Below are 23,431 nucleotides of genomic sequence, written 5' to 3'. Positions count from 1 at the left end.
GGCCCCGCGGCCGCCGGGGAGGCGGGCACGTCCCCTTGCGGGCAGAAGCAACAGGGAAAGGACGGGGAAAAGCCCTCCCTGATCCCCTGGCGGCGACGTAGCCGGAAGCCGGACCGGGAAACCGGGCGGGTGGCGGCACCGGACGCCGGGGTGGAGGCCGCGGCGGTCGCCGGGGTGGGAGGAGCGGGCGAGCAGAGCGCGAGCGGGGCGGCGGCGGCCGACACGGCCCAGGCGGCGCGGGAGGCGGAGGCCGCGCGGATCCTGTGGCGGCTCGAAGTCGTGGACCCGCGGCTGCGGCTCGGTGAGCGGCAGGTCCGCGAGCTCGTTCCCGCCGTGAGCCGGTGGCTGGGGCGCGGTGCCACCGCCGTGGAGATCACCGACGCGCTGACGCAGGGCCTGCCGCCGAGGGTCCACAGCGCGAGGCACATCCTCGCCGACCGCCTGGAGCGCAAGCTGCCCGCGCCCAGGAGGCGGTGGAAGAGTTACGCCGAGTGCGGCAGCCCCGGGTGCGGCGGCCTCCTGCCCGAGGGGCAGGAGACGGGCGTCTGCACGGGGTGCGCGGTCGGACCCGTCGAGTACTTCGCGGTCGACTGCGCCACCGGCGTCGTGACGGACCGCGTGATGGAACGCGTGGCGGATCACGCGGTGGATGCCGTGCCGTCGGGTGGGGCGCCGGGGGGATCGCCCGGTGACGTCACGCGGGAATCGTGGCCGGTGGTCCCTGATGCGGCGGGACGGGTCGCCGAGTTGCGGGCTCTGCTCCGAGGGGCCGCGGTCCGGTCAGGGGTGTGACTTTCGCCCGCCCGCGCCGCACACGCCTTCCGCGCCGTGCGGATCATTCGGGCCGCCCGCGTCCGTGAGGCGCGGGAAGGAAAACGAGGGCGTGCGCGGGCGCAATGTTCCCCGAACCCATGATCACATTGCGTGATCGTCTGCTCACCCACCATGCTGACTATCCGTCACCGCCGAAGACCTGTTCGGTCGGCGGGGCGGATTCATCTGTCTGCACGATTTCGGATGTGAGCGATGTCCGCAAGGCAAGTCTGGCCGTACGTCGTGCTGGTGGCGACGTTCGCATGGAGCACGGTGATGGTCCTGGTGGACCAGGCCGCGGTGGCGGCGGCGGTGGTGCCCGCGGTGGTGCCCGCCCTGCTGCAGTTCGTGGGGACGAGGCGCGCCGCCAGGGGCGACGCCCGGCGCGCGGTGGGGCGGGCGGGAGAGGCCGGGGGGCCGGAGCCGGGTGCGCAGCCCGAGCGGAACAAGGAGCAGCCCTGTTGAACAGACCCCCGGTACCGGAGGGCGACGAGCCTGCGAAAGCCCCCAGGCGGGGGCGCAGGCCCAGTGAGGTCGATCCGCGTGTCGTCGGCACCCACCTGGTCCTGTTGTCCGTCCTGCGCGACCGCCACCAGCGGGACGGGCGCACCGTCGAACAGCTCGGCCGTGACTGCAACTTCGTCAAGTCCAAGATCTCCGAGCTGCTCCGGGGCTACGGCGGGAAGTACCCGCGCTGGGAGATCACCAAGGCCGTGGCCGCCGCCATGGACCTGCCGCTCGCGCCGCTGTGCCGGCTGTGGCTCGCCGGAGCGCGGGAGGCGCGCAAGAAGGAGAAGTGGATCGAGGGGAACGCGGGGGTGGAGGACGACTTGCGGGCACCGATGCCCAGGGCCCTGGAAGGGCTGCGGGAACTGCACGGTGCGACGTACCGCGCCTACGCCGGCGTCTTCCTGCGGCCGGACGCCGCCGACGGGGTGGTCGAGCAGGCGCTGACCGTGGTGTGGGCGCGCATGGACGTGGCGTTCTCCAGCGCCAGCGTCGCCGGCCACGTCTGGACGGTGCTGCGTGAGCTGGTCATGGCATGGGCCGATCCGTCGACGGCGCACGGTGTCGCCGCGTCCCGGACGGTGTCCGTCCGCTGGGGCCGCGACCTGCCGGATCTGCCCGACCTCCCCGACCTGCAGGGCCTCCCGGACCTGGCGGACCTGGCGAGCACGTCGCGCCTCCCGCGCCTCCCGGGCCTGGGGGACGACCTGCCCGACCCGCGTGACCCGTTCGGCCGGCTGACCGAGCAGACGGACCTCTTCAGGGCGATGCGCGAACTCGCCCCCCGCCACGCCGACGTGCTGATCCTGCGGTACGTGCTGCGCCGGAGCGCCGAGGAGACGGCGGACGTGCTCGGGACGGACCCCGGCATGGTCGGCCTGTGGGACCGGCAGGCCCAGGAACACCTGGAGCAGGCCCCGCACTTCAGAACCACTACGGGAGGGATGACGACATGAGCCGTGTCCAGCGATTGCTCGCGGGAGCCTGGATACCGGACGGGGACCGTGTCCCACAGGACGTCGTCCCGATCGGCGGCGGACCGGGCAGACCGCGGGTCCCGGACCCGGCCCGGGACCCGGAGGAGAGGCGGGCGGACGGACAGCTGGCCGTGCTGTGCGAGCTGCTCCTGGCGCACTACGCGCACACCGCGCTCCGTTCCTTCCTCACCGACCGGCTTCCCGAGCCCCTCGGCGCCCGGCTCGTCGGATGCGTCCTGCAGCTGGCCGACGACGAGGACGGCGCGCGCGCCTGGTGGCAGTACGCCGCCGGGGCGGAGGACGAGCTGTCCCCGTACTGCCTCCACCTGCAGCACCGGAAGTACGGGGAGCAGGACGCCGCCGAGCTGTGGCTGGACCGCAGCCCGGTCGAGCGGTGGACCGGTGCGGGCGGCGGACGGCCGCCGGGCGTCCGCCTCGCCTTCGACGTGACGTTCCCCGCGATGCTGGACCTGCTCGCGGGACTCCGCCCCCAGCAGCTCGGCGAGCGGGAACGGGACGCGGTGGTGGAGGCGTTGCTCGAGTACATCCCGCACGCCGTCGCCCCGGGGCACGCCAGGTACCCGGCGTTCGACCTGCCGGTGCCCGGCCCGGGGTTCGCGGAGCGGGTCCGTGCCCTGCTGAGCGGGGGGCCGGGACGCCGTTCGGCCTCCCACGGCCCGGAAGGGGACGGAGACGGCGGCGGTGGGGACGGACGGCTCCCGGCCCACCCCCGGACCGAGGGGCCGGCCGAGGGGTGAGGACCGGCCGCGGGTGCGGAGGAGGCCCCCCGAGGGCGTCCTCCGCCGAAGCGCTCCGCACGCGGCTTCTCCGCTGTCGGTCCCCGCGTCTACGGTGTGCCGGTGATCTTCAAGAGGAACAGGAAGGCCGCCGGTCTCGGCGCCCTCGTGACCGAGCTGGAGCAGGCCGTCGAGGCCCGCGACGGCGCCCGCACCGAGCGGGCCTTCGGCGCCGCGATGAGCGCCCTGCAGCAGGCGCCGGACGACGAACTCGTCCCGGCGGGGCCGCGGCTGGCCGCGCTGCTGCCCGCCTTCCCGCCCACCGGCCCGCGGCCGTTCCTGGCGAACGCGGCCGGCTTCTGCGTCGAGCGGGGCGCCGATCCGCTGGCGTGCGCGGAGCCGGTCCTCGACGCCGTCCGGCGGGACCTGCTCGACGCGTCGGAGTTCGCCCGCCGCTGGACCGCCGCCGGGGGAGACGGGGACGCACTGCCGGAGCCCGACGAGGAGGGCATCGACGACGCGCTCCTCGCCCGCCTGGGCGGCGACGGGCACGAGGCCCTGCGCCTGGCGCTGGCCTGGTGCTCCGTGGAGAGCTGGCAGCCGCCCGCGCTGGCCGTGCTGTGCCGCAGCGCGGAGGTGCGCCGCCGGTACGCGGCCGCGCTCCTTCCCGCCTGCCGCGAGGTGGCGGCGCTGGAGTCGCACGACCTCAAGTGCCTGGCCCACGCGCTGGCGGTCCTGGACGACGAGCCGCTGATCGTGCTGCACCGGCCCACCGGGCGCGGGTTCGAGGTGCGCATCGGAGGCATCGGGGACAACTTCCAGCTGCACACCCTGCTCGCCCACGTCCTCGTCGGCGGCGGTCACGTGCCCGGTGCCGCGCCCTCGGCCGAGAGCGTCCGCCTGGCCACGGATCCCGCACCGGCCCGCGGCCGCACGGACGTCGTGGCGACCGGCGCCTTCGAACTCCTCGCCCCGGACGGCGAGCGGATCTGGAACGAGGGGCTGCCCGACGACATACCCGTGGTGGAGGGACGCCGCCTGCTCGTGCTCGACGAGCCGGCGTACCGGCGGAGCTGGAACGCCGACCGGTTCTTCCCCCACCTGCCGGGCGCGGCGGAGCTGACCCGTGTCCTTTCCGCCGACGAGACGCGCACCTGGTTCGCCCGCACCTCGGCCGGCATCGCGACCTGACGCGGAACGCGGAACGCGGGACCCGGAACGCGGAACGCGGAACGCGGCGCGGGACGGGGGACGGGGCGGGCGGCGCGGTGCCGCCCGCCCACGGCGTGGCGCGGCGCGGCGCGGAGGCCGGGGCCGGACCGGTGGGCCCCGCGGCGGCCGGGGAAGAATGGCCCCGGCGGGCCCCTGCCGGGCCGGCCGTCGGAGGAGGGGGTCCCGTGAAGACCGTCAGCGAAGTCGACGCGCTCGCGTCCGCGGCCCACGCCGGGCAGACCGACAAGATCGGCGTGCCGTACGTCGAGCACGTCCGGGCCGTGGCCGCCGGGCTGGCGCCGTTCGGCGACGAACTGGTCATGGCGGGCCTGCTGCACGACGTCGTCGAGGACACCGACTGGACCGCCGAGCGGCTGCGCGCCGAGGGCGTCCCGCCGCGCGTCGTCGCCACCGTCGAGGCGGTGACCAACCAGCCGGGCGTGCCCTACGAGGAGAGGATCCGCCGCATCGCCGGTGACCGGGACGCCACGCTCGTGAAGATCTCGGACAACGCGCACAACAGCCGTGCCGACCGGGCGGCGCGGCTCCCGGAGGAGAAGCGGGTGCGCCTGGCCGCGAAGTACCGGGCGGCGCGCGACGTCCTGTGGGCCGCGGCGGACGACCGTGACGTCGAGGCCATCGTCACCGTCGTCAACCCGTCCCTGCTGGCGGAGCTGGAGGAGCGGCGGGAGCGGCGGCGGGCGTCCCGGCGGCACGCGTAGCGCGGCGGCCGCCACGCCCGGCCGGGCGGACCCGTCCGGACGACGCGGGCGACGCGGGCGATGCGGACGACGCGGCGCGACGCGCCGGGGCGCCCCTCCGCGAAGACCCCTCCGGCGGCGTCAGGGCCGCAGCGCGTAGAACCGCATCGGTGAGTTCGGCACGAAGCCGATGCGCGGGTACACCGGCGCCCCGGCCTCGGTGGCGTGCAGGGTGGCCCGGGTGAGCCCGGTGGCGCGGGCGCCCTCGTGGAGGGCCTTGCGGGTGACCGCCTCGCCGTAACCCCGGCGCTGGTGGCCGGGATCCGTGGCGACCAGCGCGACGAACAGGCGGCCGTCCGCCTCGACGGCCGCCGCGCAGGTCACGGGCGTGCCGTCGCGCAGGCCGAGGTAGGCGAACACCTCGCCCTTCCACAGCGTGGAGCCCTCGATGCCGTCGCGGCCGGCCGCCAGGTCGAAGCCGTAGGCGCGGGAGTTGAGGTCGGCGTAGTCGCGCAGGTGGGCGTCGGTGGTCACCCGGACGAAGGCGAGGTCCGGGTGGCGGGGCTCCGGCACGGGCAGCAGGTCACCGGCCATCCCGGTGCCGGGGAAGGCGAACTCCAGGCCCGCCCGCTCCGCCGCCGCGGGCAGTTCCGCGCGGGCGTCCTCGCCGAGCAGGTCCTCGAAGAGCCACAGGAAGCCCGGTTGCTCCTTCGCGCGCATCACCTCCGCCGCCTGCCGCAGGCGTGCGTCGAGGAGCGCCGCGTCCACGCCGTCCTCGGTGAGGGTGACGGCGTTCCAGAAGGGGAACCGGCAGTCGGCCCAGCGGACGGCGACGCCGGGGAGGTCCCGCACGTCCGCGTCCGGGGTGCGGTCGAGCACCATGGCGCGCCACACGGTGGAGAGCTGCCGCATCGATTCGATCGCGTCCGCGAGATCCGCCACGGTTCCGCAGTCCTTCGCCTCGTCGAGTGGTGATGGGCCGGGCGCGGGAGTGCCGCGTCCGGCATACCAGTTCAACGTCCGAGCCCGCCGGAGGCCACGGCGCGAACCGGCCATGTCGTGCCATGCCGTGCCGTGCGCGCCGTACGTGCCGGGCCGGTCGCCGAAACCCGGTCGACGGTGGGCGGAAGGATGTTCGATCATGCGGGCATGCCTCTGCGAGACACCCTGGCCCGGGTCGACGCCGACCTGGCCGCGGGCCGGGTTCCGATGGCGCGCCAGCGCCTGCGCGGTCTGGTGTCCTCCCACCCGACCGATCTGACCCTGCGCCGCCGCCTGGCCGAGGTGTACCGCCTCTACGGGGACCCCGCGGAGGCGGGCCGCTGGGCGTACCTCGAGCAGGACGGGGACCCGGGCGAGACCGCGGCCTTCGAGGCGAGGTACCGCACGCCCGCGCGGCGGATGCGCGCGCTCGCCTGGCGGGGCCCGGAGTCGGCCGCGGCGACCGGTTTCGCGCGGGAGCGGCTGGCCGAGGTGCGGACCGCCTGCTCCGAGGCGCTGGGCCGCCCGGTCGACTGGGACACGGTGCCGTCCGACGAGCCGGTGGACGGCGGGGGGAGCGGCCTCGGCGGCGCCCTGGCGGGGGCGGGATGCGTGGTGGCGGTGCTCGCGTTCCTGGCGGTCTGGGTGAACGGACTCGTCGCCCTGTTCGACTGACGGCGGAGGACGGCCGCAGCCAGGGGGCCGGCCACGCCCCGTGACGGGCCGGTCCTCCCGCCCGCCCGGTGGCGGAGCACCTGCCGGCGCGGCGGGGGAGGACGACGAGCGCCAGGGGAGGAACGGCGGCGCTCCGCCCGGGCCCGTCAGTCCCCGTCCCCGCGCCGCCGCGCCCGCCGCCGCAGGGCTTCGCGCCGCCGGCGCAGTGCCTGCTGCCGCTTCCGGCTCTTCTTGCGGCGCCGCGCCCGCTCGCGGGCGGCCGGGCTGCGCAGTTTCGAGGAGTCCGGCAGCCACAGGAGCGCCCACGTCAGGCCGGCGACGAAGAGCAGCAGGAACACGCCCAGTGCCATCGCGAACGCCGGCGGCAGGCCCGCCACCTGGTCCATCCGGAACTGGATCACGAAAACCGTCCATGTGCCTCGGGGTTCGGCGCGCCGGGGTCCGGCGCGACACCGCCGCACTGTAGCCGTGGGGCAGCCGCACCGGACGTCCGGTGGCCGGAGTTTTCCGAGGACGGGGCGTGGTACGCGGGGGGCGAGGGGCCCGGGAGCGCGGCCGGTGCGGTGGCCGGCGCGCCGGGAGACCTGCGAGGGGTTCGCACCATGGGAGTGGCCGAGACGATGCGCGCCGTGCGGCTGACCGCGCACGGAGGGCCGGAGGTCCTCGTGCCGGCGGAGGTGGCCGTGCCGGCCCCGGAGGCGGAGGAGGCGCTGATACGGGTCAGCGCGGTGGCGCTGAACAACACCGACCTGTGGACCCGGGACGGGGCCTACGGCCGCCCGGGAGCCCCGAAGGCGCTGTCGGGATGGCGGGGGCCGATCGACTTCCCGCGCATCCAGGGCGCCGACGTGGCCGGCCGGGTCGTGGCGGTCGGAGCCGACGCGGACCCCGGGCTCGTGGGACGGCGGGTGGTCGTCGACCCCGCGTTCTACGACGCCGACGGGCCGGACGCGTACCCGGTGGGCCTGATGGGGAGCGAGCGCGACGGCGGTTACGCCGAGTACGTGACGGCGCCCGTGGCGCGCGTGCACGACGTGACGGACTCCCCGCTGGGCGACGCGCAGCTCGCCGCGCTGCCCACCGCCTACGGCACGGCGCTGGGCATGATCGAACGGGGGCGGCTGCGGGAGGGGGAGACCGTGCTCGTGTCGGGGGCGTCCGGCGGCGTCGGTCTCGCACTGGTGCAGATCGCCCGGGCGCGGGGGGCGAGGGTGCTCGCCGTCAGCAGGGGATCCAAGATGGGCCTGGTGCGCGAGGCGGGCGCCCACGAGGTCGTCGACCGCGCCCGGGACATCGGCGAACAGGTCCGCGAGGTCGCCCCGGACGGCGTCGACGTCGCGCTGGACGTCGTCGCCGGGGACCTGCTGGGCGAGGGGCTGCCGTGGCTGCGCGAAGGGGGACGGTGGGTCGTCGCCGGTGCGCTCGGCGGGTACGACGTGGCCTTCGACGTGCGCCGTCTCTACCTGCACAACGCGCAGGTGATCGGCTCCACGATGCACACGCCGAGGCACTTCGACCTGCTCATGGACATGGCCCGCGAGGCCGCGGTGCGGCCCGTGATCGCCGCGACGTTCCCGCTGGAGCAGGCCGCGCTGGCGCAGGAGGAACTCGCCCGCCGGGGGCACGTGGGGAAGATCGTCCTCCTCCCCTGACCCCGGGGCCCCTGCCGTCCCTTCCGCCGGGCCGCAGCCGGCGGAAGGGACGGCAGGGGCCCCGGCGATTCCTGGACGACTTCCGTGACGTACGCACAGGGGTCCCATGGACAAGGACGAACCGCATCGAACGTTCAGCAGCACAGACGACCGACACCGCACAAAGGTTGTACGGCAGGACATGTGATTAACACCGCCCGAATGGGGGGCAAACTTTTGGCGGCGACGTGAGTCTTCCTTGCCACGAGTCCGATTTCCCATGTGCCGAAGCGCGAGACCGCCGACGCGGGGGCGGTCGTCGGGGTGGCCGACGGCGAGAGGCAGCAGCCAATCGGAGAAGCATCCCGTGTGACGAGGAGCCATGAGCCAACTTTCCCTCCGAGCCGTCCAGCGCATCACCTGCAAGAAGCGGGACGCATGGTGGACGGTGTTCCTCGTCGATCCTCTGGCCACCCGGCTGCTGATGGTGCTCGCCAGGTTCCGGTTCGTCACGCCCAACGGGGTGACCTGGGCCGCCCTGGTGTTCGGTCTGGTCTCGGCCGGGTTCTTCCTGGCCGCCGATCCGGTGTCGCTGGTCATCGGCGCGGTGCTCTACCACTTCAGCTTCGTGCTCGACTGCGTCGACGGGAAGCTGGCCCGGCTCAAGAACAACGGCTCGCTGTTCGGCGGCTGGCTGGACTACGTCTTCGACCGGGTGCGCGTGCTCTTCTGCGCGGTCGGCCTCATGGGCGGGCAGTACCTGCGCACCGGCGAGGGGGTGTTCCTCCTCGCGGGCCTGGTGATCGTCTTCCTGGACAGCCTGCGGTACCTGGACGCGCTGCAGATCTACAAGATGCGCGCGGGCATGCGCGGCAGGATCAAGAAGGCGGTGCGCGCCCGGCGCGCGGCCGAGAGGGCCGCCGCGCTGGAGGCGGGCGTCGTCACGACCCCGGCTTCCGGGGATGAGGACGTGGCCGTGGCCGAGGGCGAGGCCGGGAGCGAGGCCGCGGTGGACGCCGGTGTCGTGTTCATGGAGGACCTGCTCCGCGACAGCGAGACCGAGGGGGAGGGCGACGGCGACGACGACCGCTCCGAGGAAGCGCGCGCGGCCGCGCGGGTCCCCGACCGCAAGGTCATCGACCTGCACACCGAGTTCCGCACCAAGTTCCCCTGGTACACCCGGGTGCGCACCGCGCTGCTGAACCGCCGGGTGAGGCCGCACCTGGTCAGCGGCATCGAGTTCCAGATGTTCGTCTTCATCGTGGGCCCGCTGATCGGCCAGCTCCTGTGGACCACCGCCGTCGCGGCGGCGCTGATGCTGGCCTTCGAGCTCGTGATCATGTACAAGTTCTGGCTCTCCACCAAGGACTTCAACCGCGTGATGGCCGAGCTGAGCCCCGCTCCGGCGAACACGGTCGGCGTGATCGTGCCGCAGGCGTTCAAGGGGTACGTGGCGCCCGAGCCCGAGCCCGCCCCCGTCACCGCCCTCGGCGGCGAGGCGGACGCCGTGCCGTTCATGCCTGCGCAGTCGCAGTCGCGGGCCGAGGCGGCCGGTGTCCCGGCCGCGGCCGTCAAGTCCTGACCGGCCGGCCCCGACACGGAATCCGGATTTCCGGAATCAGGCTCCGGAGTCGCGCGCCGGCCCCCGCGACACGTCGGGTCGCCGGCCGGATTCCCGGCGCGCACGGCACCGGCACCCGCATGTGCGGGTGCCGGTTCCTCGTCTCCTCCACCATCGGGAACCGGAGTCGAGTCCTGCCTGCCGGACCCTCCTCCCGGCCCCCGCCGCCGTGGCGGCAAGGGGCTCACCCGCAGGGGTGAAGTGAATGCGTCGGCGGCGGAAGCGGGCCCGCCCGCCGAGGGCCTCGTCGTCGGCCCCGCGCGGCTCTGGCCCGGGCGGCGCGGGGCCGACGTGACGATCCCACCAGGGCCCGCCGCCCTCCGCACGCCCGTGGGGCCGTCCGGGCGACCTCGTGCCGTGCCGTCCGTCAGCAGGTGACCGTGCGCTCGTAGACCCCGGTGATCGACTCGTGCGTGTGGATCACCGAGTTCCCCGGGGCCAGCGGGTAACAAGGGCTGTCACCCGCGTTGTCCACGACGACGCGGACCCGCGTCGTCCTCGCGCAGTCGTTGGTGAGGTGGACGTCGAAGCCCTCATGGGTGGGGTTGACGTACCGCTTCAGGCAGGCCGGGGTGGCGCCGGCGGCGGCCGCGGCCTGACCGGAGGGCCACAGGGCGACGGCGGTCGCGCCGACGGTGACGGCCGCGGCGGCGATCACGGCGGCGCGGTGGGACGGCGGGCGGCGTACGGATTTCGGTGCCATGGGCGCTCTCGCTTCCTCGCGGTGTTCGCAGGGGCTGAGGTGCGTCCATCATGTGGCGGGCACGCGGACGGCGGCATCCGCGTTGGGCGGAACGGGTGACGTCCTCCCCCCGGAGGGGCGGAACGGGTGGCGCGGCAGGCCGCCGGCCACGTCATCGGGCCCGCAGCCCGCGGCCCGTGGTCTGCGGCCCTCCGCCCTCTGCCCGGACGGGGCGGCGCTCACGGGGTCAGCTCCCCCTGGTGGCCCCCGCGCCACTCGGTGAGCAGCACCGTGGCGTCGTCCGCGAGGGTCCCGCCGTGGTGCTCCACCACGGCGGCCATCAGCCGGCGGAGCGTCTCGTGCAGCGTCATCGCGCCCGAGTGGTGGCGCAGGACGAACTCGATGAACCGGTCCCGGCCGAACTCCACCCCTCCGGCCCCGCGCGCCTCCACGATGCCGTCGGTGTAGAACAGCAGGCGGTCACCGGGCTCCAGCTGATCGGTGCACTCGGTCACCGGAAGTTTGAGGCCGGTGCCCATGGGACCGGCCGGAGGACAGCCCAGTTCCGTGGTCCACCGGTTGCCGCGCAGCAGGACCGGCAGGTGGTGGCCGCGGTTGATCCAGGTCAGCCGTCCCGTCCTCATCTCCAGCTCGGCGATGAGACCCGTGACGTAGCGCTCCGTGCTGAACTCCCGCACCAGGGTGTCCTCCACGTGCCGGCTGGTCTCGAGCAGGGACGCGCCCTGGCGGCGGGCGTTGCGGCAGGCCGCCACCGCGACGTTGGCGGTGATGCCGGCCGTGGTGTCGTGGCCCATGGCGTCGAAGATGCTCAGGTGGAGCGTCCCACCGGCCACGGCGTAGTCGAAGGCGTCCCCGCCGATGTGGTAGGCGGGCTCCATCGCGGCGCCCACGGTCACGGCATGTCCGGCGTAGGCGGGTGGCGGCGTGAGGTTCCACTGCATCTCGGCCGCGACGTTCATCGGCTCGGTGCGGGTCAGACGGGCGTAGGAGTCGCTGTAGGCGCGCTTGCTGAGCAGCAGCAGGGCCGCCGTCGACGCCAGGTCGCGCAGGGCCTCCTTGATCTCGTCGCCGTCGGTGTCGGTGTCGGCCCGCAGCACGCCCAGCCGTTCCACCCCGTCGGTGACGGCCACCCACCAGCGCTGCCGGCTGCTGTCCGGCCGTGCCAGCCGTTCGGGGAGGACGTCGACGCGCTGGAACGCCTGCCCGGGCAGGCTGCCGTCGACGGTGAGCAACTGCCCGCCGTGGCCGGCGTCCGCTCCCTCGCCGGTGAGCTGGCGCAGCACCTTCTGCTGGATGTCCACGATGAACAGGGCGGTCTCGTGCAGGCCGGCGGCCGCCCCGTGCCGCGTGACCAGTTCCGGCAGCTGCTCGAGGGTGACGGTGTGGCTCTCCTGGATCATGCGCGCCAGCTGCAGCGCCGCCGTCGCCCTCCCGGTCACGGCTTGCCTCCTTCCACCGCCGCGCCCGCGGCGCTCACGGCTCCTCCGGTACCGCCCGGTCCTCGGCGGGCCGCCGTGCGGCACGGGTGGGCGGGCGTGTGGTGCGCCCCGCGCCGTGCCGGCTCCCCGGCCGCGACGCGCCGCACCCCCGACGCCGTCACGTCGCCGGACGCGGGGCTGCGGGGGTGCGGGGCGGGAGCGGATCCGACGTCAGCGACGTCAGCGACGTCAGCGACGTCAGCGACGTCGGCGACGTCGGCGACGTCGCGGCGCGGCCGTCAGTCGTCGTGACCGGCGTTGGCCGTGCCGTAGTTGCCTTCCTCGGAGGTCCACTGGGTGCCGGAGAAGATGTTCGGGGAGTGGTCGTCGTCGTGGTCGTGGGCGACGGCGGTCCCGGCGCCGAGGCCGACGGCGGCGAGGGCGAAGGCGGCCAGAACGGTGGCGGTGGCGCGGCGAACGCGCATGGTTCCTCCTCAGGTTTCGGTCCCCGGACGCGGAACGGTCGGGCGGGTGATCGCGTCCGGTGGCCCCATGGCACCAGCCGTGGGCCGCCCGGGCGCGCCGTCGGCCTCGTGTCGCCCCCTCCGTTCACCCGTCGGACCCAGCAGGGGGCGCGAGCCCCGACACGACGCGCCCCCGCCTCCGCGCCGGTTCACTCCCCGGCGGCACCCGGCTCCGGCAGCCTCAGCCGGTGCAGCCGCGGCGCTCGGTGACGTCCTCCACGTAGGCCCGGAAGAGGGCGGGGAGGCGGTCGGCGAGGACCCGGCCGTAGGGGCGGCCGACGGTCATGGCGTGGACCGCGGGCGCGCCGTCGCAGGTGGACGAGGCCCACAGCAGGCCGGTGTCCGGGTCGTGCCCGGAGGTGCCGGGGTCGAGCGGGCGGTCGCCGTCGGGCCAGGTGGCGCGGCGCACCCGCTCGGCGTCGGGCCCGAAGTAGGAGTCCGTGCGGAGGTACCAGTGCGACCGGCCGTCCCGCAGCCTGCCGCCCTCCTTCCTCCGCTCGTCCTCGGGAAGGCCTGCCAGTCCTTCGCCGGTGCGTTCCGCGCCGGGCGCGAGCAAGCACGGTTCGGCGGCGCTGCGGGGTGCGACGGGAACCTCGACCATGCGGTCGGGGAGGGCGTCGGCCGCCGCCTCCCGCCGGGCGGACCGCTCGACGTGCTCCTCGAGCCAGGCGCAGGAGCCGTCGGCACCGGTCAGCGGGCGCAGGGCCCGGCCGACGGGCGTGAGACCGGTGGGGAACGCGGGGACCTCGGTGCGGCACTTCCTCATGGCCGCCGCCCCGGGCACCGCGGCCCGGGCGACCCGGGCCAGGCGGTCGAGGCCGGCGCGGGAGAGGGGGGCCTCGCCGGACCGGGCGGTGACCAGGAGGACGCCGGGGGCGGACTTCCCCGACCCGGGGCCGCAGACGGCGCGGACGGTCACCTCGTGGTCGGTGTGGGAGCCGGGCGAGCCGTCGCCCAAGGGCTGCGGCTCGGGCGTCGCGACCCGGGCCGGGAGGCCGTCGGGAGCGGGATCGGAACCGAACGGACCGCCGCCGAACGCGGGCGTGCCCACCGTGTGGGTGACGGCGGTCGCGCGCAGTTCCAGCAGGGGCTCGTGGCGGTCCTCGTCCGCGCCGTGGATCGTGCAGAGGCCCCCCGGGGAGAGGCCGCGTTCCGCGGACAGCCGGTCGGTGCCGTTCTCCAGCCGCAGGGCCTCCTCCCCCGTGACGAGACCCGCGCACGCCTCGTCGACGACGCGTGCGCTCTCCCCCGGAGCGCGGTGGTCGTCGTAGGCCTGCCCCACGGTCCGCACGATCACGGGCGCGCCGGCCACGATCCCCACCACCGCGGCCACGGTCCACACCTGCACCAGCCAACGGGGTGTCCGCCAGTCCTCGTCGCGCCGCATCCGTTCCCCCTGTGCGTCCGTCGTCGCCCGGCCGGACGATCCGGAAGGTAACAGGGGCGACGAGACCGGGCGGGGAACGGCCCTGCCGGAGCCGCCGAGAACCGGCCAACCTGTGATGGCGGTGGAGGGAGGAGCGAGGGCGGTCGAGGTCCGCGCGGTGAGGGGTGAGGACCCTGCCGTTCAAGGGATGCCGCTCTTCCCCGTACCGGTCGACGGCGGGTGCGCCGCCCCGTGATCGAATGAATCCGGCCAGTTCCGTCACCGAAAGAACGACCGTCTGGCAATCCATTGATAGGACTGTTGTTCAGTTTGCACGAGGACAGCGTCATGGAAGGGCGACCGGGGGACATGGCCTGGGAAGAGTGGGAACAACTGAAGACGCAGGCCGCCGCCGCAGCTCCGGGCGCGCCTGCCGGAATGCGGCTCAACCAGCTCCCGGCCGAACAGGGCGCCGGTGGACCGGACCTGAAGGTGAAGCACCAGCAGCTCCGGGCGCTCGGCACGCTGGCCGACGACCTGAGGCAGCGGATGCAGGTCGACGGCGACCACGCCCGCCCGACCACCTTCTCGGCCGGGGTCGAACTCTCCAACGACGGACTGGACTCGGGCCACCAGGTGCTGCGGCTCGCCGAGGTGTGGAGCACCAAGCTGCACGTCCTGCTGGACGCGTGCTCCCACATCCGCAACCACCTCAGTTTCACCAGCTCGCAGCACGCCAAGGACGACGACGAGGCCTCCGCCGGCGTGGGGGCGGCGGGCGCCGATCTGCAGCCGTTGTCGAAGATCTCGGACTACATGAAGTGACGCGCACGGGGGACGGAACATGGCGGACATCGCGACGCTGACGGTCGGGGAACTCAGGGACCTCCGCCTCGGCAACCTCAAGAAGGCCGTGGACGACTGGCGCGTCATGGCCGGCAAGCTCGACAAGCTCGCGGTCGGCGGCAGCGGCGACGTCAGCGCCCGCGACCTGGAACGCAAGGCGAAGGCCGCCGACTGGGAGGGCGTGAACGCCACCGTCTCCCGGGAGTTCGTCACGAAGACGGCCAAGCAGTTCGAGGACGCCGCGGCGGAGGCGAAGGACGTCCTGGGCATCCTGAGCGACCTCGCGTCGCAGATGGCGAAGCACAAGGAGAGCCTGGAGACGGCGGTCTCCGAGCTGAAGGCGCGGAACATCCTCGTCCTCGGCGACGGCACGATCGTCGACAACGGCCCGAAGGGCCCCGTCAATGAACAGCAGGCCGCGGCGAAGCCCTCGCAGGAAGAGCTGGAAGCGGCCAAGAGCCGGATCACCCGCATCCTGTGGGAGGCCACCGAGACCGACCGCATCGCCAAGGACGCGCTGCGCGGCATCATGAAGGACGAGCACGACTTCTCCGGCGCGGGCGCGGGGAGCCTCAAGGAGGCCGACACCCGGCAGGGGCGCGAGCAGGCCGCGAAGTGGAAGAAGGACATCCTCTCCGGCGACTACAAGAAGTGGAGCGACGACGAGCTCGAGGCGTTCAACCGCGCTCTGACGCTGCACCGCGACAACCCCGGCTTCACCGAGGCCTTCTTCACCGGCATAGGTGCCGAACAGACGCTCGCCATGTGGCGGGAGCTCGCCCACCCGTACAGCGGGGCGGAGGAGGGCGACCGCGCCAAGCTCCTGGCCAGGGTGCAGGACAACCTCAGCATGTCGCTCGCCAACGCCTCGTACGGGGACGGCCCGGCGGTCGAGCAGTGGAAGAAGGACCTGATCGCCGCCGGCCCCAAGCAGCTCCCCGGCGACCTGCCCATCGGGCCCACCGGCTTCCAGGTGATGAGCAGCCTGATGCAGAAGGGCCGCTTCGAGAGCGAGTTCCTCCACGACTACGGCACCGCGCTCGTCACCCACGAGCGCGACCGCTGGCGCGGCGACGGCGAACCCTGGACGAGCGGCATCACGCTCAACTACCCCGACGACAAGAAGAACTCCAACGACCCGATGGCCGGCTTCCTGGAGGCCCTCGGCCACAACCCCGAGGCCTCGCTGGACTTCTTCAACGACGAGACCGGCAAGGGCGACAAGCGGATCAGCAACCTCGAGTACCTCGTCGGCCACGAGGAGCACGGCCGTAAGTGGCCCGAGAACACCGACGGCTACGACAACCTCGGGCACGCGCTGGAGTCGGCGACGCTGGGTTACCCCTACGACAGCAAGGAACCGGCGATCCCGCCGGTGGAGACGACCGAGCAGATCAGGGCGAGGACGGAGCGGACCGCGCTGGCCATGGAGGTCGTCGGGGCGTACGCGGATCCCGAGGTGCTCGAGAAGCAGAAGGGCATCGAGTCCAGCCTGGCGCGGGTCGCCGCCGGTCACATGGACAGCATCAACTACACCATGGCCAACTGGGGAGGCATGGGCGACCTGGCCGACAGGGACGGCTTCTACGGGAAGAACGAGGCCTACCTGCGGGACTTCGGCGAGGGCGACACCACCGCGTTCCTGCGGAACATCGCGGCGGACGAGGGAGCCCACCAGACGCTCGCCCAGGCGCAGCAGATCTACGGCACCAGCCTGATGGCGGCCCACGGCGACAACCAGGCGGACGCCATCAACGCGGCGGAGAACAGCGTCCGCATGCACGGCATGATCGACGAGGCCCGCATGGAGGCCATCGCCGGGGAGTTCAAGGACGAGAAGGAGAAGCGGAACCTGGAGCTGGAGAAGCAGGCGGCCTGGATCGAGTTCGGGGCCGGCGCACTCGTCGGTGTGGGCACCGGCCTGGTGGCCGCGCCGACGGCCGGCGCCGGGGCGGTGGCGGTGCCGATCATCGCCGACACCGTGGGCAGCGCCGTGGAGACGGCGGTGGGCAACCACATGATGGACTGGCTGAAGGAGAAGGAGTACAAGAACGCTCCCGAGGCCATCAAGTCGCTCGACGAGGCCAGGACCGCCGGCGCGGTGAACGCGACGGCGCCCCTGCGGGAGTACCTGATACGGACCGGCGTGCCGGAGCAGGAGATCCAGGACCTGATGCCCGACATGGAGGACGCCTACAACAGGGGCAGGGCAGTGACGGACACCGACAACGTGGAGAAGTGATGCGCAAGGCCGGCGCGGGAAGAGCCCTTCCCGTTCTGTTGATATGCCTGGGTGGATGGCTCCCGGCGTGTGACGCGCCCGCCGCCGGGGAAGCCGCGGGGGCCGCGTCGCCCTCCGCCACCGCGAAGGACGCGGAGCGGTGCCGTCAGCTCATCGGCACGGCCGGCGTCGACTGGGCCGAGAAGGGCCACGGCTCCCAGGTCGTCGAGTCCGGGCGGGACGTGCAGGACGTGGGCGAGGCCGTACGGCGGTTCGGCGACACCGCACGCGCCTGGACCCCTGACGCCGACGAGGACTTCAGCTTCCGCTTCCTGCCCGACGTGTGCCGGCTGGTCCCCCCGGACGCGAGGAACGGCGACGGGTTGGTCACCCTCAAGGCCGGACCGGGAACCTTCCCGCTGGAGAAGCTCCCGGCGGGGAAGCTGGAGGGCGGGGGCCGGGTCGCCGACGCAGGCGACGACGTCAAGCTGGTGGCCTGGGAACTCGACGACCGGGTGGAGCACTCCGCCTACGTGAGGTGCCGGGCCGAAGGGGCGATGAGCGGCCAGGAGACGCGCGTCCCCCTCGAGGTGACGATGACGGACCACTTCGACCAGGACGCCGCGGCCACCCCGCGCTTTGACCTGTTGCTGGACGCCGCACGGGTGATCGCGGACGAGGCCGGCTGCGTCAACGACCCGGAGCTGCCGGAGGAGGCGCCGGAGGGCTGACCGCCCCGCCCCCCGGTCCACCCGGCTCACGGCGTCTCGCGGACCCCTGCGAGCGCGACGCCGTCGTCCACCGGGGCGGGGGTGCCCGCGGCGGCGGTGACCGGCCGCCGCCTCCGGGCGGGCCGGCCCGGGACGGTGAGCACGGCGAGGCAGGCGACGACCATGGCGATGCCGACCCAGCCGAGGAGCGGCAGGCGCTCGCCGACGACGAGGACGGCGAGGACGGCCGCGACGACGGGCTCCAGCAGGGAGAGCGTGGTCGCGGTGCTCGCCGGCACGTGGGCCAGGCCCCAGCCGAACAGCACGTAACCGGTGAACATCGGCACCAGCGCCATGTAGAGGCCGACGGCCGCGCCGGACCAGGAGGCCAGCAGCGGCGCCCCGGTGGCCAGCAGCACCGGCATCAGCAGCAGGCCGCCGAGGCCGAAGACGGCGCCCATCGCCGCGCCCGAGGGGACGCCGCGGCTGATCAGACGGTGGGCGGCCCAGGCGTATAGGGCGTAGGTGAGGCCGGCGACCAGGCCGAGCCCCACCCCGAGCACGGTCGCCCCGGCGGAACCCGCCCCCGCGCGGGCCGGGCCGGCGCCCGCGGCCTGCGCGGCGCACAGCAGGACCGTGCCGGACAGGCCGAGCGCGGCGCCGGCCGTCCAGCGGCGGGTGAGGCGGCGTCCGTCGGCGATCCGCTCGACCAGGGCCGAGGCGAGCGGGGCGGAGCCGATCGACACCACCGTACCGACGGCCACTCCGGCGAGCCGCATGGAGGTGTAGAAGGCCAGGGGATAGGCGGCGACCGACAGCGCCCCGAGCAGGACGACGCGCCTTCGGGCGCGGAGGTCCGGCAGGGCGCGACGGATGCGGGGCGCGGCCACCAGGGCCTGCAGCAGCCCGCCCAGGCCCATGGCGACGGCACCGATCGCCAGCGGCCCCACCGCCGGGGCGAAGGTGGCCGCGGTGCCGGTGGTGCCCCACAGCAGCGACGCCAGCAGCACGCACGCCGCGCCCGCGCCGGCCGAGGCGGCCGCCCGGCCGGGCGGCCGCCTCACAGCCGCTCCAGCAGGCCGGCGGCCATCGCGCGGGCGTGCCGCAGACGCGTCCCCGCGCCCTCCAGGCCGGCCCGGACCATCGAGCCCTCCAGCAGGAAGGACAGGTGCTCCGCCACCCCGCGCGCCTCCTCGGGACGACCGGGCATCAACTCCTCGACGTGCCCGGCGAGGAGGTCCTCGACCTCCTCCTTGTGCCGGCGCACCACGTCCCGGCCCCGGTCCCCGGCGGGCAGCTCGGCGGCGGCGTTCAGCAGGCCGCAGCCCCGGAAGCCGCGGTCGTGGGAGAGCGCGGAGCGATCGGCGTGATCGGCGTACGCGTCGAAGACGGCCAGCACGCGGCCGCGGCCGTCGCGCGCCGCCTCCAGCCGCTGCCGGTAGAGGCCCAGCCACTCCTCGTGCCGCGCGTCGAGGTAGGCGCTCACCAGGTCGGCCTTGGAGGCGAAGTTGTTGTACAGGCTCATCTTCGCCACGCCCGCCTCGGCGGTGATCGTGTCGATGCCCGTCGCCGCCACGCCGTCCGCGTAGAAACGGCGCGCCGCGGCCGCGAGCAGCCGCTCCCGGGCGGCCCCCCGCCGCCTGCCGGGACGCGCGGTCGCCGGTTCCGTGTCGCTCATCCGATGACCCCCCTCACTTATTAGGTAGGTCAGTCTACCTAATAAAGGTTGTTCCGAACACGGCCGTGGGGGAATCGCGCGGCGCGCGGCGGGGCGCGTGACGACGGCGGGCTCCGGCCGCACGGGTGACCGCTCCCGCGCGGGCTTCCGCGGCCGCTCGCCCGCCGTCGATGCTGCGACGGACGGACGGACGGACGGACGGACGGCTGGCCGGGCGGCCGGGCGGCCGGTGCGGAGCGGAAGGGGAGGCGAGGGCGCGGTGGCGACGGGATCGCGGTGGGTGCGGGGGGTCTGCGGGGCGTCGGTCGTGCTGGCCGCCGTGGCGGGGACGACCGGGATGACGGGGGCGGCGGGCGCCCCGGTGGCGGCGCGGCCGGAGGTGACGCTGGTGTTCGACAAGAACCCGGCGGATCCGAGCCGTTCCACGCTCACCGTCCACCGCGACGGGCAGCGGCAGGCCCGCTACCGGGCGGGGTCGGGGGACGGGAGCACCGACGACTGCGCGGCCGGACGGGGGTGGCTGCCCGACGGCGACTGGCGGATCCTGCTCAAGGACCGGCGGTTCAAGGGCGGCAAGGTGCGCGGTTACGGCATCCGGCTGGAGAACATGAGGTGCGCCGGGGGCGCGGCGACCAGGACCGAGATGTTCGTCCACTCGGAGATGCACCGCGACGGCGGCCAGGGGGACGACGAGCCGCGCCGGTGGGACGGGGAGGCCGACTACCTCTCCGACGGCTGCGTGAAGCTCCGGCCGGACGACATCAAGGACCTGTTCGCCCGGCTCGACGGCCTCGGGTGGCCGGAGCGGCTGAAGGTGACCGGCTGAGGCCGGACGCACGACGGACGCACGACGGGCGCGCCCCGGTGGGGGCGCGCCCGCGTGGGACGGCGGAGGAAGGCGGTCAGCCGTGGAAACCGATGTACCCGTCCCGGTCGCCGTCGTGGGCGGACCTGCTGTACGCGTGGGAGTCCGAAGCGGGACCGGACGGCTTGTACAGGTGGATCGTGTCCTTGTCGTTGTTCCACAGGAAGTTGCAGTTGTCGCGGTAGACCACGTTCTTCGCGTCGGAGTCCGCGCCGTGGCCGCCGCGCAGGCGGACGTAGTCGCCGGGCTGCAGCGAGTGGCCGGCCGTGAAGGTGAACCGGTTCCCGGCGGCGTCCTTCACGACGTAGCCCTTGAGGTTGATCGTCGCGGTCTTCGAGTAGTTCTTCAGCGTCAGGTACTCCTCATCGGTGTTGCCCGACGTGCAGCTGTTGCTGTCGGAGCCCGGGGCGTCGTACTGGACGCCCCGGATCTTCAGCGCGGAGTGGTACTCGGCGGCCTGCGCGGGAGCGGCGGTCAGGACGCCCAGCGAGACGGTGGAGACGGCGGCCAGGACGGCCGCGGGCACGGTGGACCTGCGCATGAGGATTCCCCCCTCGGTGATGCGGGTGCGGCGAGGGGAGGAGTCTATGGCGCGTGAAGATTGTGTGACGAGACTATGAATGTTGTGGTTCGGTCACAGGTGTCATCCGCGGTTCCCGTGACAGGCGTTGTAGGGGCGGCCGGAGCCGCACCAGCAGGCGGAGGCGGGCTCCGGGGGCCAGGCGGAGGCGCGGCCCCGGGCGGCGAGGGTGGTGGCGTACTGGGGGAGCAGGGCCGCGTCGCCGGGGGAGGCGCCCTCGGAGGCGGCGAAGGCCTCGTAGGAGGGGACCGTGCCGGAGACGATGCCCAGGTTCGGGGTGCCGGAGGCCGCGAGCTCGCGGAGGCTGGCCTCTATGGCCGTCACGTGGGCGGAGTGGGAGGGGTACTCCGCCGCCAGCTCCGGGTACGCGGCCAGCAGTTCGGCCAGTTCGGTCTCCGGCCAGTGCAGCACCGCGACCGGGAAGGGCCGGGAGATCTCGCGGCGGAAGGCCCCCAGCTCGGCGTGCAGCCGCGCGATCTCGGCGGCGAGTTCACGCGGGTCGGAGGAGCCGAGGGACCAGACCCGCTTGGGGTCGTGCAGTTCGTCCAGGCGGACGGCGGACGAGGCGTCGTGCAGGCGGTCGGCGAGCGCGTCCCAGGCGTCGTGGTCCGCGCCCAGCATCCGGCGCACCCGGTGCCGGCCGTAGAGCAGGGGGCGGGTGGCGGACGTGGGCTCCCGGGAGTCGCCGATCAGCAGGCGGGCGCCGTCCGTGAACGTCTCCTCCGCGGAGTCGAGTTCGTCGTGCGCCTCCAGGGCCTCCGCGACGACGATCCACGGGCCGGGCGTCCGCGGCCTGGCCGCGCGGATCCCGACGACGATCGCGCGGGCCTCCGCGACGTGGTCGTACTGCCACAGGTTGGCCGCCTTCAGGGCGCGGACCAGGTGCGGGTCGTCCAGGCCGGAGGGCGAGGCGAGCAGCCGGTCGTAGAGGGCGGTGGCGGCGGGCCGGTCGCCGGCCAGCTCGTGGTGGGCGGCGGCCCGCAGCAGCAGCGCTTCGGCGTCCTCCGGATAGAGGTCGGCGGCGCGCTCCAGGCGTGCCGCTTCTTCGGTGTGGTCGACGGCGTTCTCAGCAGGCATGTCGGGACGCATGTCCTCACGGTAGCGCCGGGGTCCGACGCGGCGGGCGGAGCGGGGGCGCGGTGTCGGCAGCGTCACGGTGCCCGGTCCGCGGCTCCCCGGACGCGCGCCACCCGGCGGCCGGGGGCCGCCGGGTGGCGTGGGCGTCGGGAACCGCGGACCGGGCCGGGGGCGGGCGCCCGGGCGGCGTCCGGGAGCGCGGACGTCGGAAGGCGGACGTCAGAAGTAGGTGACGTCCACGACGCCGTACTCCAGCTCGTACTGGACGTACGGGCGGCCGCGGTGGCTGTCGCGGTAGACGACGTCGCCGCGCGAGCCGCGGACCCGGTCGGCGGTGTCGCGGATGTACCGGACCAGGCACCGGTTCTCCCGCAGGTCGACCTTGTGGCCGCTCGCGTGGCTGTAGCGGCTGCGGTGGTCGCGGTCGTTGCCCACCTCGGTGCCGTTGACCACGACCACCTGGCAGCGGCTGTCCCGCTTCAGGTGCACCAGGCCGCGGACGGTGTCCTCCTGGATGCCGCGGTAGCTGGTGCAGCGGGAGCGGTTGACGTTGTGACAGTCGCCCGGCGAGACGCGGCGCACGCCCGCGCGGTCGAGGACGCGGTCCGCCTCGCGGTCGCTCAGGCGGTCACCGGGGCGCGAGGAGGACACGGAGTCCGCCGCGGCCGGGGCGGCGGAGGCGACCGGGGAGAAGGCCATCAGGCCGCCGGCCAGGGCGGTGACGAGCAGGGCGGCGACGGCCCCCTTGCGCCGGCGGGCCGGCTTGCCGGAGGAGGTGGCCTCGGTGGCCGGGGCGAGCTGCTCGGTGGCGTTGCGCACGGATGCGGGTCCTTTCGAACTGCCGTCGCGATCGCGTCGTGGAGCGCGTCCGACGGTGGTTTCACCCGGCCGATGACGCTCGACCGGGTGGCTTGGACGCTTCAACACTGCCCCGGCAATTCCGGCGAGTCCTATACTTCCGGCGGGTCAGTTGATTCATGCACAAATCGGCTCCTATGCACGCGGCTGACCAGCGTTCATGCAGGGGGGCGTGGGGGAGGCGCATCAAATGCGTGAGGAACCGGGGCGGGATCACGGGGAGTTCGCGACGGCGGGGGCGGTGGCGGAGCCGGCCGCCCGTCTGAGGCTCGCGGCCACGCTGCGGAGCTGGTGGCAGGAGGACCCGGGGCGGGCCACGCAGTCCTCGCTGGCGCGGCGGCTGGGGGAGCGGGGCGTGAAGACCAGCCAGGAGATGCTCTCGCGCTACCTGCACCGGACCCGGCCGACGCTGGCCCGGCCGGACGTGATCCGGGCGCTGCACGCGGTGCTGGGGCGCGGCGAGGAAGAGCTGCAGGAGGCGCTCGAACTCCACGCGGCGGCGAGGGGGGACGGGGTGCCGGGCGTCGCGACGGCCTCCGGCGCCGGCGGATCCCCGGCGGGTGGCGGTGCGGGCGGGGCGGTCTTCGTGCCCGGGCAGGGTGCCGTCGCCGTCGTCCCCGGCGGTGCGGCGGGGACCGGACACGGCGCGGCGGGAGGCACCCTGCCCGCCCCGGCCGGCGGTGGCTCGCCCAGCAGCGCCCCGGCCGGCGGGAGCGTGGGCGGCACGGCG

23 protein-coding genes and 2 pseudogenes are annotated in these 23,431 nt (G+C 74.4%); 14 read left to right on the top strand and 11 right to left on the bottom strand.

Going from position 1 to position 23,431, the window contains the following annotated elements:
- The 6 genes and pseudogenes from A2U95_RS25080 to A2U95_RS25055 all read left to right on the top strand — a co-directional run.
- Positions 1 to 792 (top strand): annotated as a pseudogene (locus A2U95_RS25080) (hypothetical protein); the annotation flags it as partial.
- 234 nt (positions 793 to 1,026) lie between these two features.
- Entirely contained in the window at positions 1,027 to 1,278 is a 252-nt protein-coding gene (locus A2U95_RS25075) for a hypothetical protein (RefSeq protein WP_166027043.1), read from the top strand.
- Positions 1,275 to 2,276, top strand: coding sequence for a sigma-70 family RNA polymerase sigma factor (locus tag A2U95_RS25070; RefSeq protein WP_166027041.1), 1,002 nt, complete (start codon positions 1,275 to 1,277; stop codon positions 2,274 to 2,276). The genes A2U95_RS25075 and A2U95_RS25070 overlap by 4 nt, the downstream gene beginning before the upstream one ends.
- A complete protein-coding gene (locus A2U95_RS25065; protein WP_166027039.1) occupies positions 2,273 to 3,055 on the top strand; it encodes a hypothetical protein in 783 nt (260 codons plus the stop codon). The genes A2U95_RS25070 and A2U95_RS25065 overlap by 4 nt, the downstream gene beginning before the upstream one ends.
- A gap of 102 nt (positions 3,056 to 3,157) precedes the next feature.
- Positions 3,158 to 4,225 (top strand): hypothetical protein, encoded by a 1,068-nt coding sequence (locus A2U95_RS25060; protein ID WP_240958070.1) that lies wholly within the window; start codon positions 3,158 to 3,160, stop codon positions 4,223 to 4,225.
- A gap of 206 nt (positions 4,226 to 4,431) precedes the next feature.
- Entirely contained in the window at positions 4,432 to 4,968 is a 537-nt protein-coding gene (locus tag A2U95_RS25055) for an HD domain-containing protein (protein WP_166027035.1), read from the top strand.
- Positions 4,969 to 5,088: 120 nt separating this feature from the next.
- On the opposite strand, the gene A2U95_RS25050 is transcribed toward A2U95_RS25055, so the two are convergent.
- Entirely contained in the window at positions 5,089 to 5,889 is an 801-nt protein-coding gene (locus A2U95_RS25050; RefSeq protein ID WP_206283056.1) for a GNAT family N-acetyltransferase, read from the bottom strand.
- A gap of 207 nt (positions 5,890 to 6,096) precedes the next feature.
- Between A2U95_RS25050 and A2U95_RS25045 the strand changes: the two genes are divergently transcribed.
- Positions 6,097 to 6,603, top strand: coding sequence for a DUF6584 family protein (locus A2U95_RS25045; protein ID WP_166027032.1), 507 nt, complete (start codon positions 6,097 to 6,099; stop codon positions 6,601 to 6,603).
- A 146-nt stretch (positions 6,604 to 6,749) separates the two neighbouring features.
- Here the strand turns inward: A2U95_RS25045 and A2U95_RS25040 are convergent, their stop codons facing one another.
- Positions 6,750 to 7,004, bottom strand: coding sequence for a hypothetical protein (locus tag A2U95_RS25040; protein ID WP_240958069.1), 255 nt, complete (start codon positions 7,002 to 7,004; stop codon positions 6,750 to 6,752).
- A 201-nt stretch (positions 7,005 to 7,205) separates the two neighbouring features.
- Between A2U95_RS25040 and A2U95_RS25035 the strand changes: the two genes are divergently transcribed.
- The gene (locus tag A2U95_RS25035) at positions 7,206 to 8,255 is read left to right on the top strand and encodes a zinc-binding dehydrogenase (protein WP_166027030.1); all 1,050 of its coding nucleotides are present in this window, start codon (positions 7,206 to 7,208) and stop codon (positions 8,253 to 8,255) included.
- A 361-nt stretch (positions 8,256 to 8,616) separates the two neighbouring features.
- Positions 8,617 to 9,816, top strand: coding sequence for a CDP-alcohol phosphatidyltransferase family protein (locus tag A2U95_RS25030; RefSeq protein WP_166027027.1), 1,200 nt, complete (start codon positions 8,617 to 8,619; stop codon positions 9,814 to 9,816).
- 406 nt (positions 9,817 to 10,222) lie between these two features.
- On the opposite strand, the gene A2U95_RS25025 is transcribed toward A2U95_RS25030, so the two are convergent.
- The 4 genes from A2U95_RS25025 to A2U95_RS25010 form a co-directional block, all read right to left on the bottom strand.
- A complete protein-coding gene (locus A2U95_RS25025; protein WP_166027025.1) occupies positions 10,223 to 10,558 on the bottom strand; it encodes a beta-Ig-H3/fasciclin in 336 nt (111 codons plus the stop codon).
- Positions 10,559 to 10,776: 218 nt separating this feature from the next.
- On the bottom strand, positions 10,777 to 11,997 hold the full coding sequence (locus A2U95_RS25020; RefSeq protein ID WP_240958064.1) for a PP2C family protein-serine/threonine phosphatase: 1,221 nt from the start codon (positions 11,995 to 11,997) through the stop codon (positions 10,777 to 10,779).
- Positions 11,998 to 12,275: 278 nt separating this feature from the next.
- The gene (locus tag A2U95_RS25015; RefSeq protein WP_166027023.1) at positions 12,276 to 12,461 is read right to left on the bottom strand and encodes a hypothetical protein; all 186 of its coding nucleotides are present in this window, start codon (positions 12,459 to 12,461) and stop codon (positions 12,276 to 12,278) included.
- Between the two features lie 220 nt (positions 12,462 to 12,681).
- The gene (locus A2U95_RS25010; protein ID WP_166027021.1) at positions 12,682 to 13,887 is read right to left on the bottom strand and encodes a hypothetical protein; all 1,206 of its coding nucleotides are present in this window, start codon (positions 13,885 to 13,887) and stop codon (positions 12,682 to 12,684) included.
- Positions 13,888 to 14,235: 348 nt separating this feature from the next.
- Here A2U95_RS25010 and A2U95_RS25005 point away from each other — a divergent pair, with 348 nt between their 5' ends.
- The 3 genes from A2U95_RS25005 to A2U95_RS24995 are packed head-to-tail and all read left to right on the top strand — an operon-like array spanning position 14,236 to position 17,664.
- Positions 14,236 to 14,691 carry a hypothetical protein gene (locus A2U95_RS25005; RefSeq protein ID WP_240958056.1) on the top strand — a complete coding sequence of 152 codons (456 nt, stop codon included), beginning with the start codon at positions 14,236 to 14,238 and terminating at the stop codon, positions 14,689 to 14,691.
- A gap of 19 nt (positions 14,692 to 14,710) precedes the next feature.
- Positions 14,711 to 16,954 carry a DUF6571 family protein gene (locus A2U95_RS25000; RefSeq protein WP_166027019.1) on the top strand — a complete coding sequence of 748 codons (2,244 nt, stop codon included), beginning with the start codon at positions 14,711 to 14,713 and terminating at the stop codon, positions 16,952 to 16,954.
- 38 nt (positions 16,955 to 16,992) lie between these two features.
- On the top strand, positions 16,993 to 17,664 hold the full coding sequence (locus tag A2U95_RS24995; protein ID WP_166027017.1) for a hypothetical protein: 672 nt from the start codon (positions 16,993 to 16,995) through the stop codon (positions 17,662 to 17,664).
- A 26-nt stretch (positions 17,665 to 17,690) separates the two neighbouring features.
- On the opposite strand, the gene A2U95_RS24990 is transcribed toward A2U95_RS24995, so the two are convergent.
- Complete coding sequence (locus A2U95_RS24990) at positions 17,691 to 18,707, bottom strand: DMT family transporter (RefSeq protein WP_240958054.1); 1,017 nt, start codon at positions 18,705 to 18,707, stop codon at positions 17,691 to 17,693.
- Positions 18,704 to 19,321 (bottom strand): TetR/AcrR family transcriptional regulator, encoded by a 618-nt coding sequence (locus tag A2U95_RS24985; RefSeq protein WP_166027015.1) that lies wholly within the window; start codon positions 19,319 to 19,321, stop codon positions 18,704 to 18,706. Before A2U95_RS24985 ends, A2U95_RS24990 begins: the two co-directional genes overlap by 4 nt.
- Before the next feature lie 259 nt (positions 19,322 to 19,580).
- On the opposite strand from A2U95_RS24985, the gene A2U95_RS24980 reads away from it, so the two are divergent.
- Positions 19,581 to 20,147 (top strand): L,D-transpeptidase, encoded by a 567-nt coding sequence (locus tag A2U95_RS24980; RefSeq protein ID WP_166027013.1) that lies wholly within the window; start codon positions 19,581 to 19,583, stop codon positions 20,145 to 20,147.
- Between the two features lie 76 nt (positions 20,148 to 20,223).
- On the opposite strand, the gene A2U95_RS24975 is transcribed toward A2U95_RS24980, so the two are convergent.
- The 3 genes from A2U95_RS24975 to A2U95_RS24965 all read right to left on the bottom strand — a co-directional run bounded on the left by A2U95_RS24975 (position 20,224) and on the right by A2U95_RS24965 (position 22,662).
- Positions 20,224 to 20,727 (bottom strand): lamin tail domain-containing protein, encoded by a 504-nt coding sequence (locus A2U95_RS24975; protein ID WP_166027011.1) that lies wholly within the window; start codon positions 20,725 to 20,727, stop codon positions 20,224 to 20,226.
- A gap of 102 nt (positions 20,728 to 20,829) precedes the next feature.
- Positions 20,830 to 21,855, bottom strand: coding sequence for an SEC-C domain-containing protein (locus A2U95_RS24970; protein WP_166027010.1), 1,026 nt, complete (start codon positions 21,853 to 21,855; stop codon positions 20,830 to 20,832).
- Between the two features lie 207 nt (positions 21,856 to 22,062).
- Complete coding sequence (locus A2U95_RS24965) at positions 22,063 to 22,662, bottom strand: hypothetical protein (protein ID WP_166027008.1); 600 nt, start codon at positions 22,660 to 22,662, stop codon at positions 22,063 to 22,065.
- 229 nt (positions 22,663 to 22,891) lie between these two features.
- On the opposite strand from A2U95_RS24965, the pseudogene A2U95_RS24960 reads away from it, so the two are divergent.
- Positions 22,892 to 23,431: pseudogene (locus A2U95_RS24960) on the top strand (hypothetical protein); the annotation flags it as partial.

This window comes from Streptomyces chilikensis, from assembly GCF_001642695.1.
GTDB classification, from domain to species: domain Bacteria; phylum Actinomycetota; class Actinomycetes; order Streptomycetales; family Streptomycetaceae; genus Streptomyces; species Streptomyces chilikensis.
This window is presented reverse-complemented; position numbering and strand designations above follow the sequence as displayed.

Excerpts from the sequence above, each read along its gene's own strand:
- A2U95_RS25000 (WP_166027019.1), top strand. The coding sequence starts at position 14,711 with ATGGCGGACATCGCGACGCTGACGGTCGGGGAACTCAGGGACCTCCGC.
- A2U95_RS25025 (WP_166027025.1), bottom strand. The coding sequence starts at position 10,558 with ATGGCACCGAAATCCGTACGCCGCCCGCCGTCCCACCGCGCCGCCGTG.
- A2U95_RS25005 (WP_240958056.1), top strand. The coding sequence starts at position 14,236 with ATGGCCTGGGAAGAGTGGGAACAACTGAAGACGCAGGCCGCCGCCGCA.
- A2U95_RS25030 (WP_166027027.1), top strand. The coding sequence starts at position 8,617 with ATGAGCCAACTTTCCCTCCGAGCCGTCCAGCGCATCACCTGCAAGAAG.
- A2U95_RS25015 (WP_166027023.1), bottom strand. The coding sequence starts at position 12,461 with ATGCGCGTTCGCCGCGCCACCGCCACCGTTCTGGCCGCCTTCGCCCTC.
- A2U95_RS25045 (WP_166027032.1), top strand. The coding sequence starts at position 6,097 with ATGCCTCTGCGAGACACCCTGGCCCGGGTCGACGCCGACCTGGCCGCG.
- A2U95_RS24985 (WP_166027015.1), bottom strand. The coding sequence starts at position 19,321 with ATGAGCGACACGGAACCGGCGACCGCGCGTCCCGGCAGGCGGCGGGGG.
- A2U95_RS25035 (WP_166027030.1), top strand. The coding sequence starts at position 7,206 with ATGGGAGTGGCCGAGACGATGCGCGCCGTGCGGCTGACCGCGCACGGA.
- A2U95_RS24975 (WP_166027011.1), bottom strand. The coding sequence starts at position 20,727 with ATGCGCAGGTCCACCGTGCCCGCGGCCGTCCTGGCCGCCGTCTCCACC.
- A2U95_RS25065 (WP_166027039.1), top strand. The coding sequence starts at position 2,273 with ATGAGCCGTGTCCAGCGATTGCTCGCGGGAGCCTGGATACCGGACGGG.
- A2U95_RS24970 (WP_166027010.1), bottom strand. The coding sequence starts at position 21,855 with ATGCGTCCCGACATGCCTGCTGAGAACGCCGTCGACCACACCGAAGAA.
- A2U95_RS25010 (WP_166027021.1), bottom strand. The coding sequence starts at position 13,887 with ATGCGGCGCGACGAGGACTGGCGGACACCCCGTTGGCTGGTGCAGGTG.
- A2U95_RS25075 (WP_166027043.1), top strand. The coding sequence starts at position 1,027 with ATGTCCGCAAGGCAAGTCTGGCCGTACGTCGTGCTGGTGGCGACGTTC.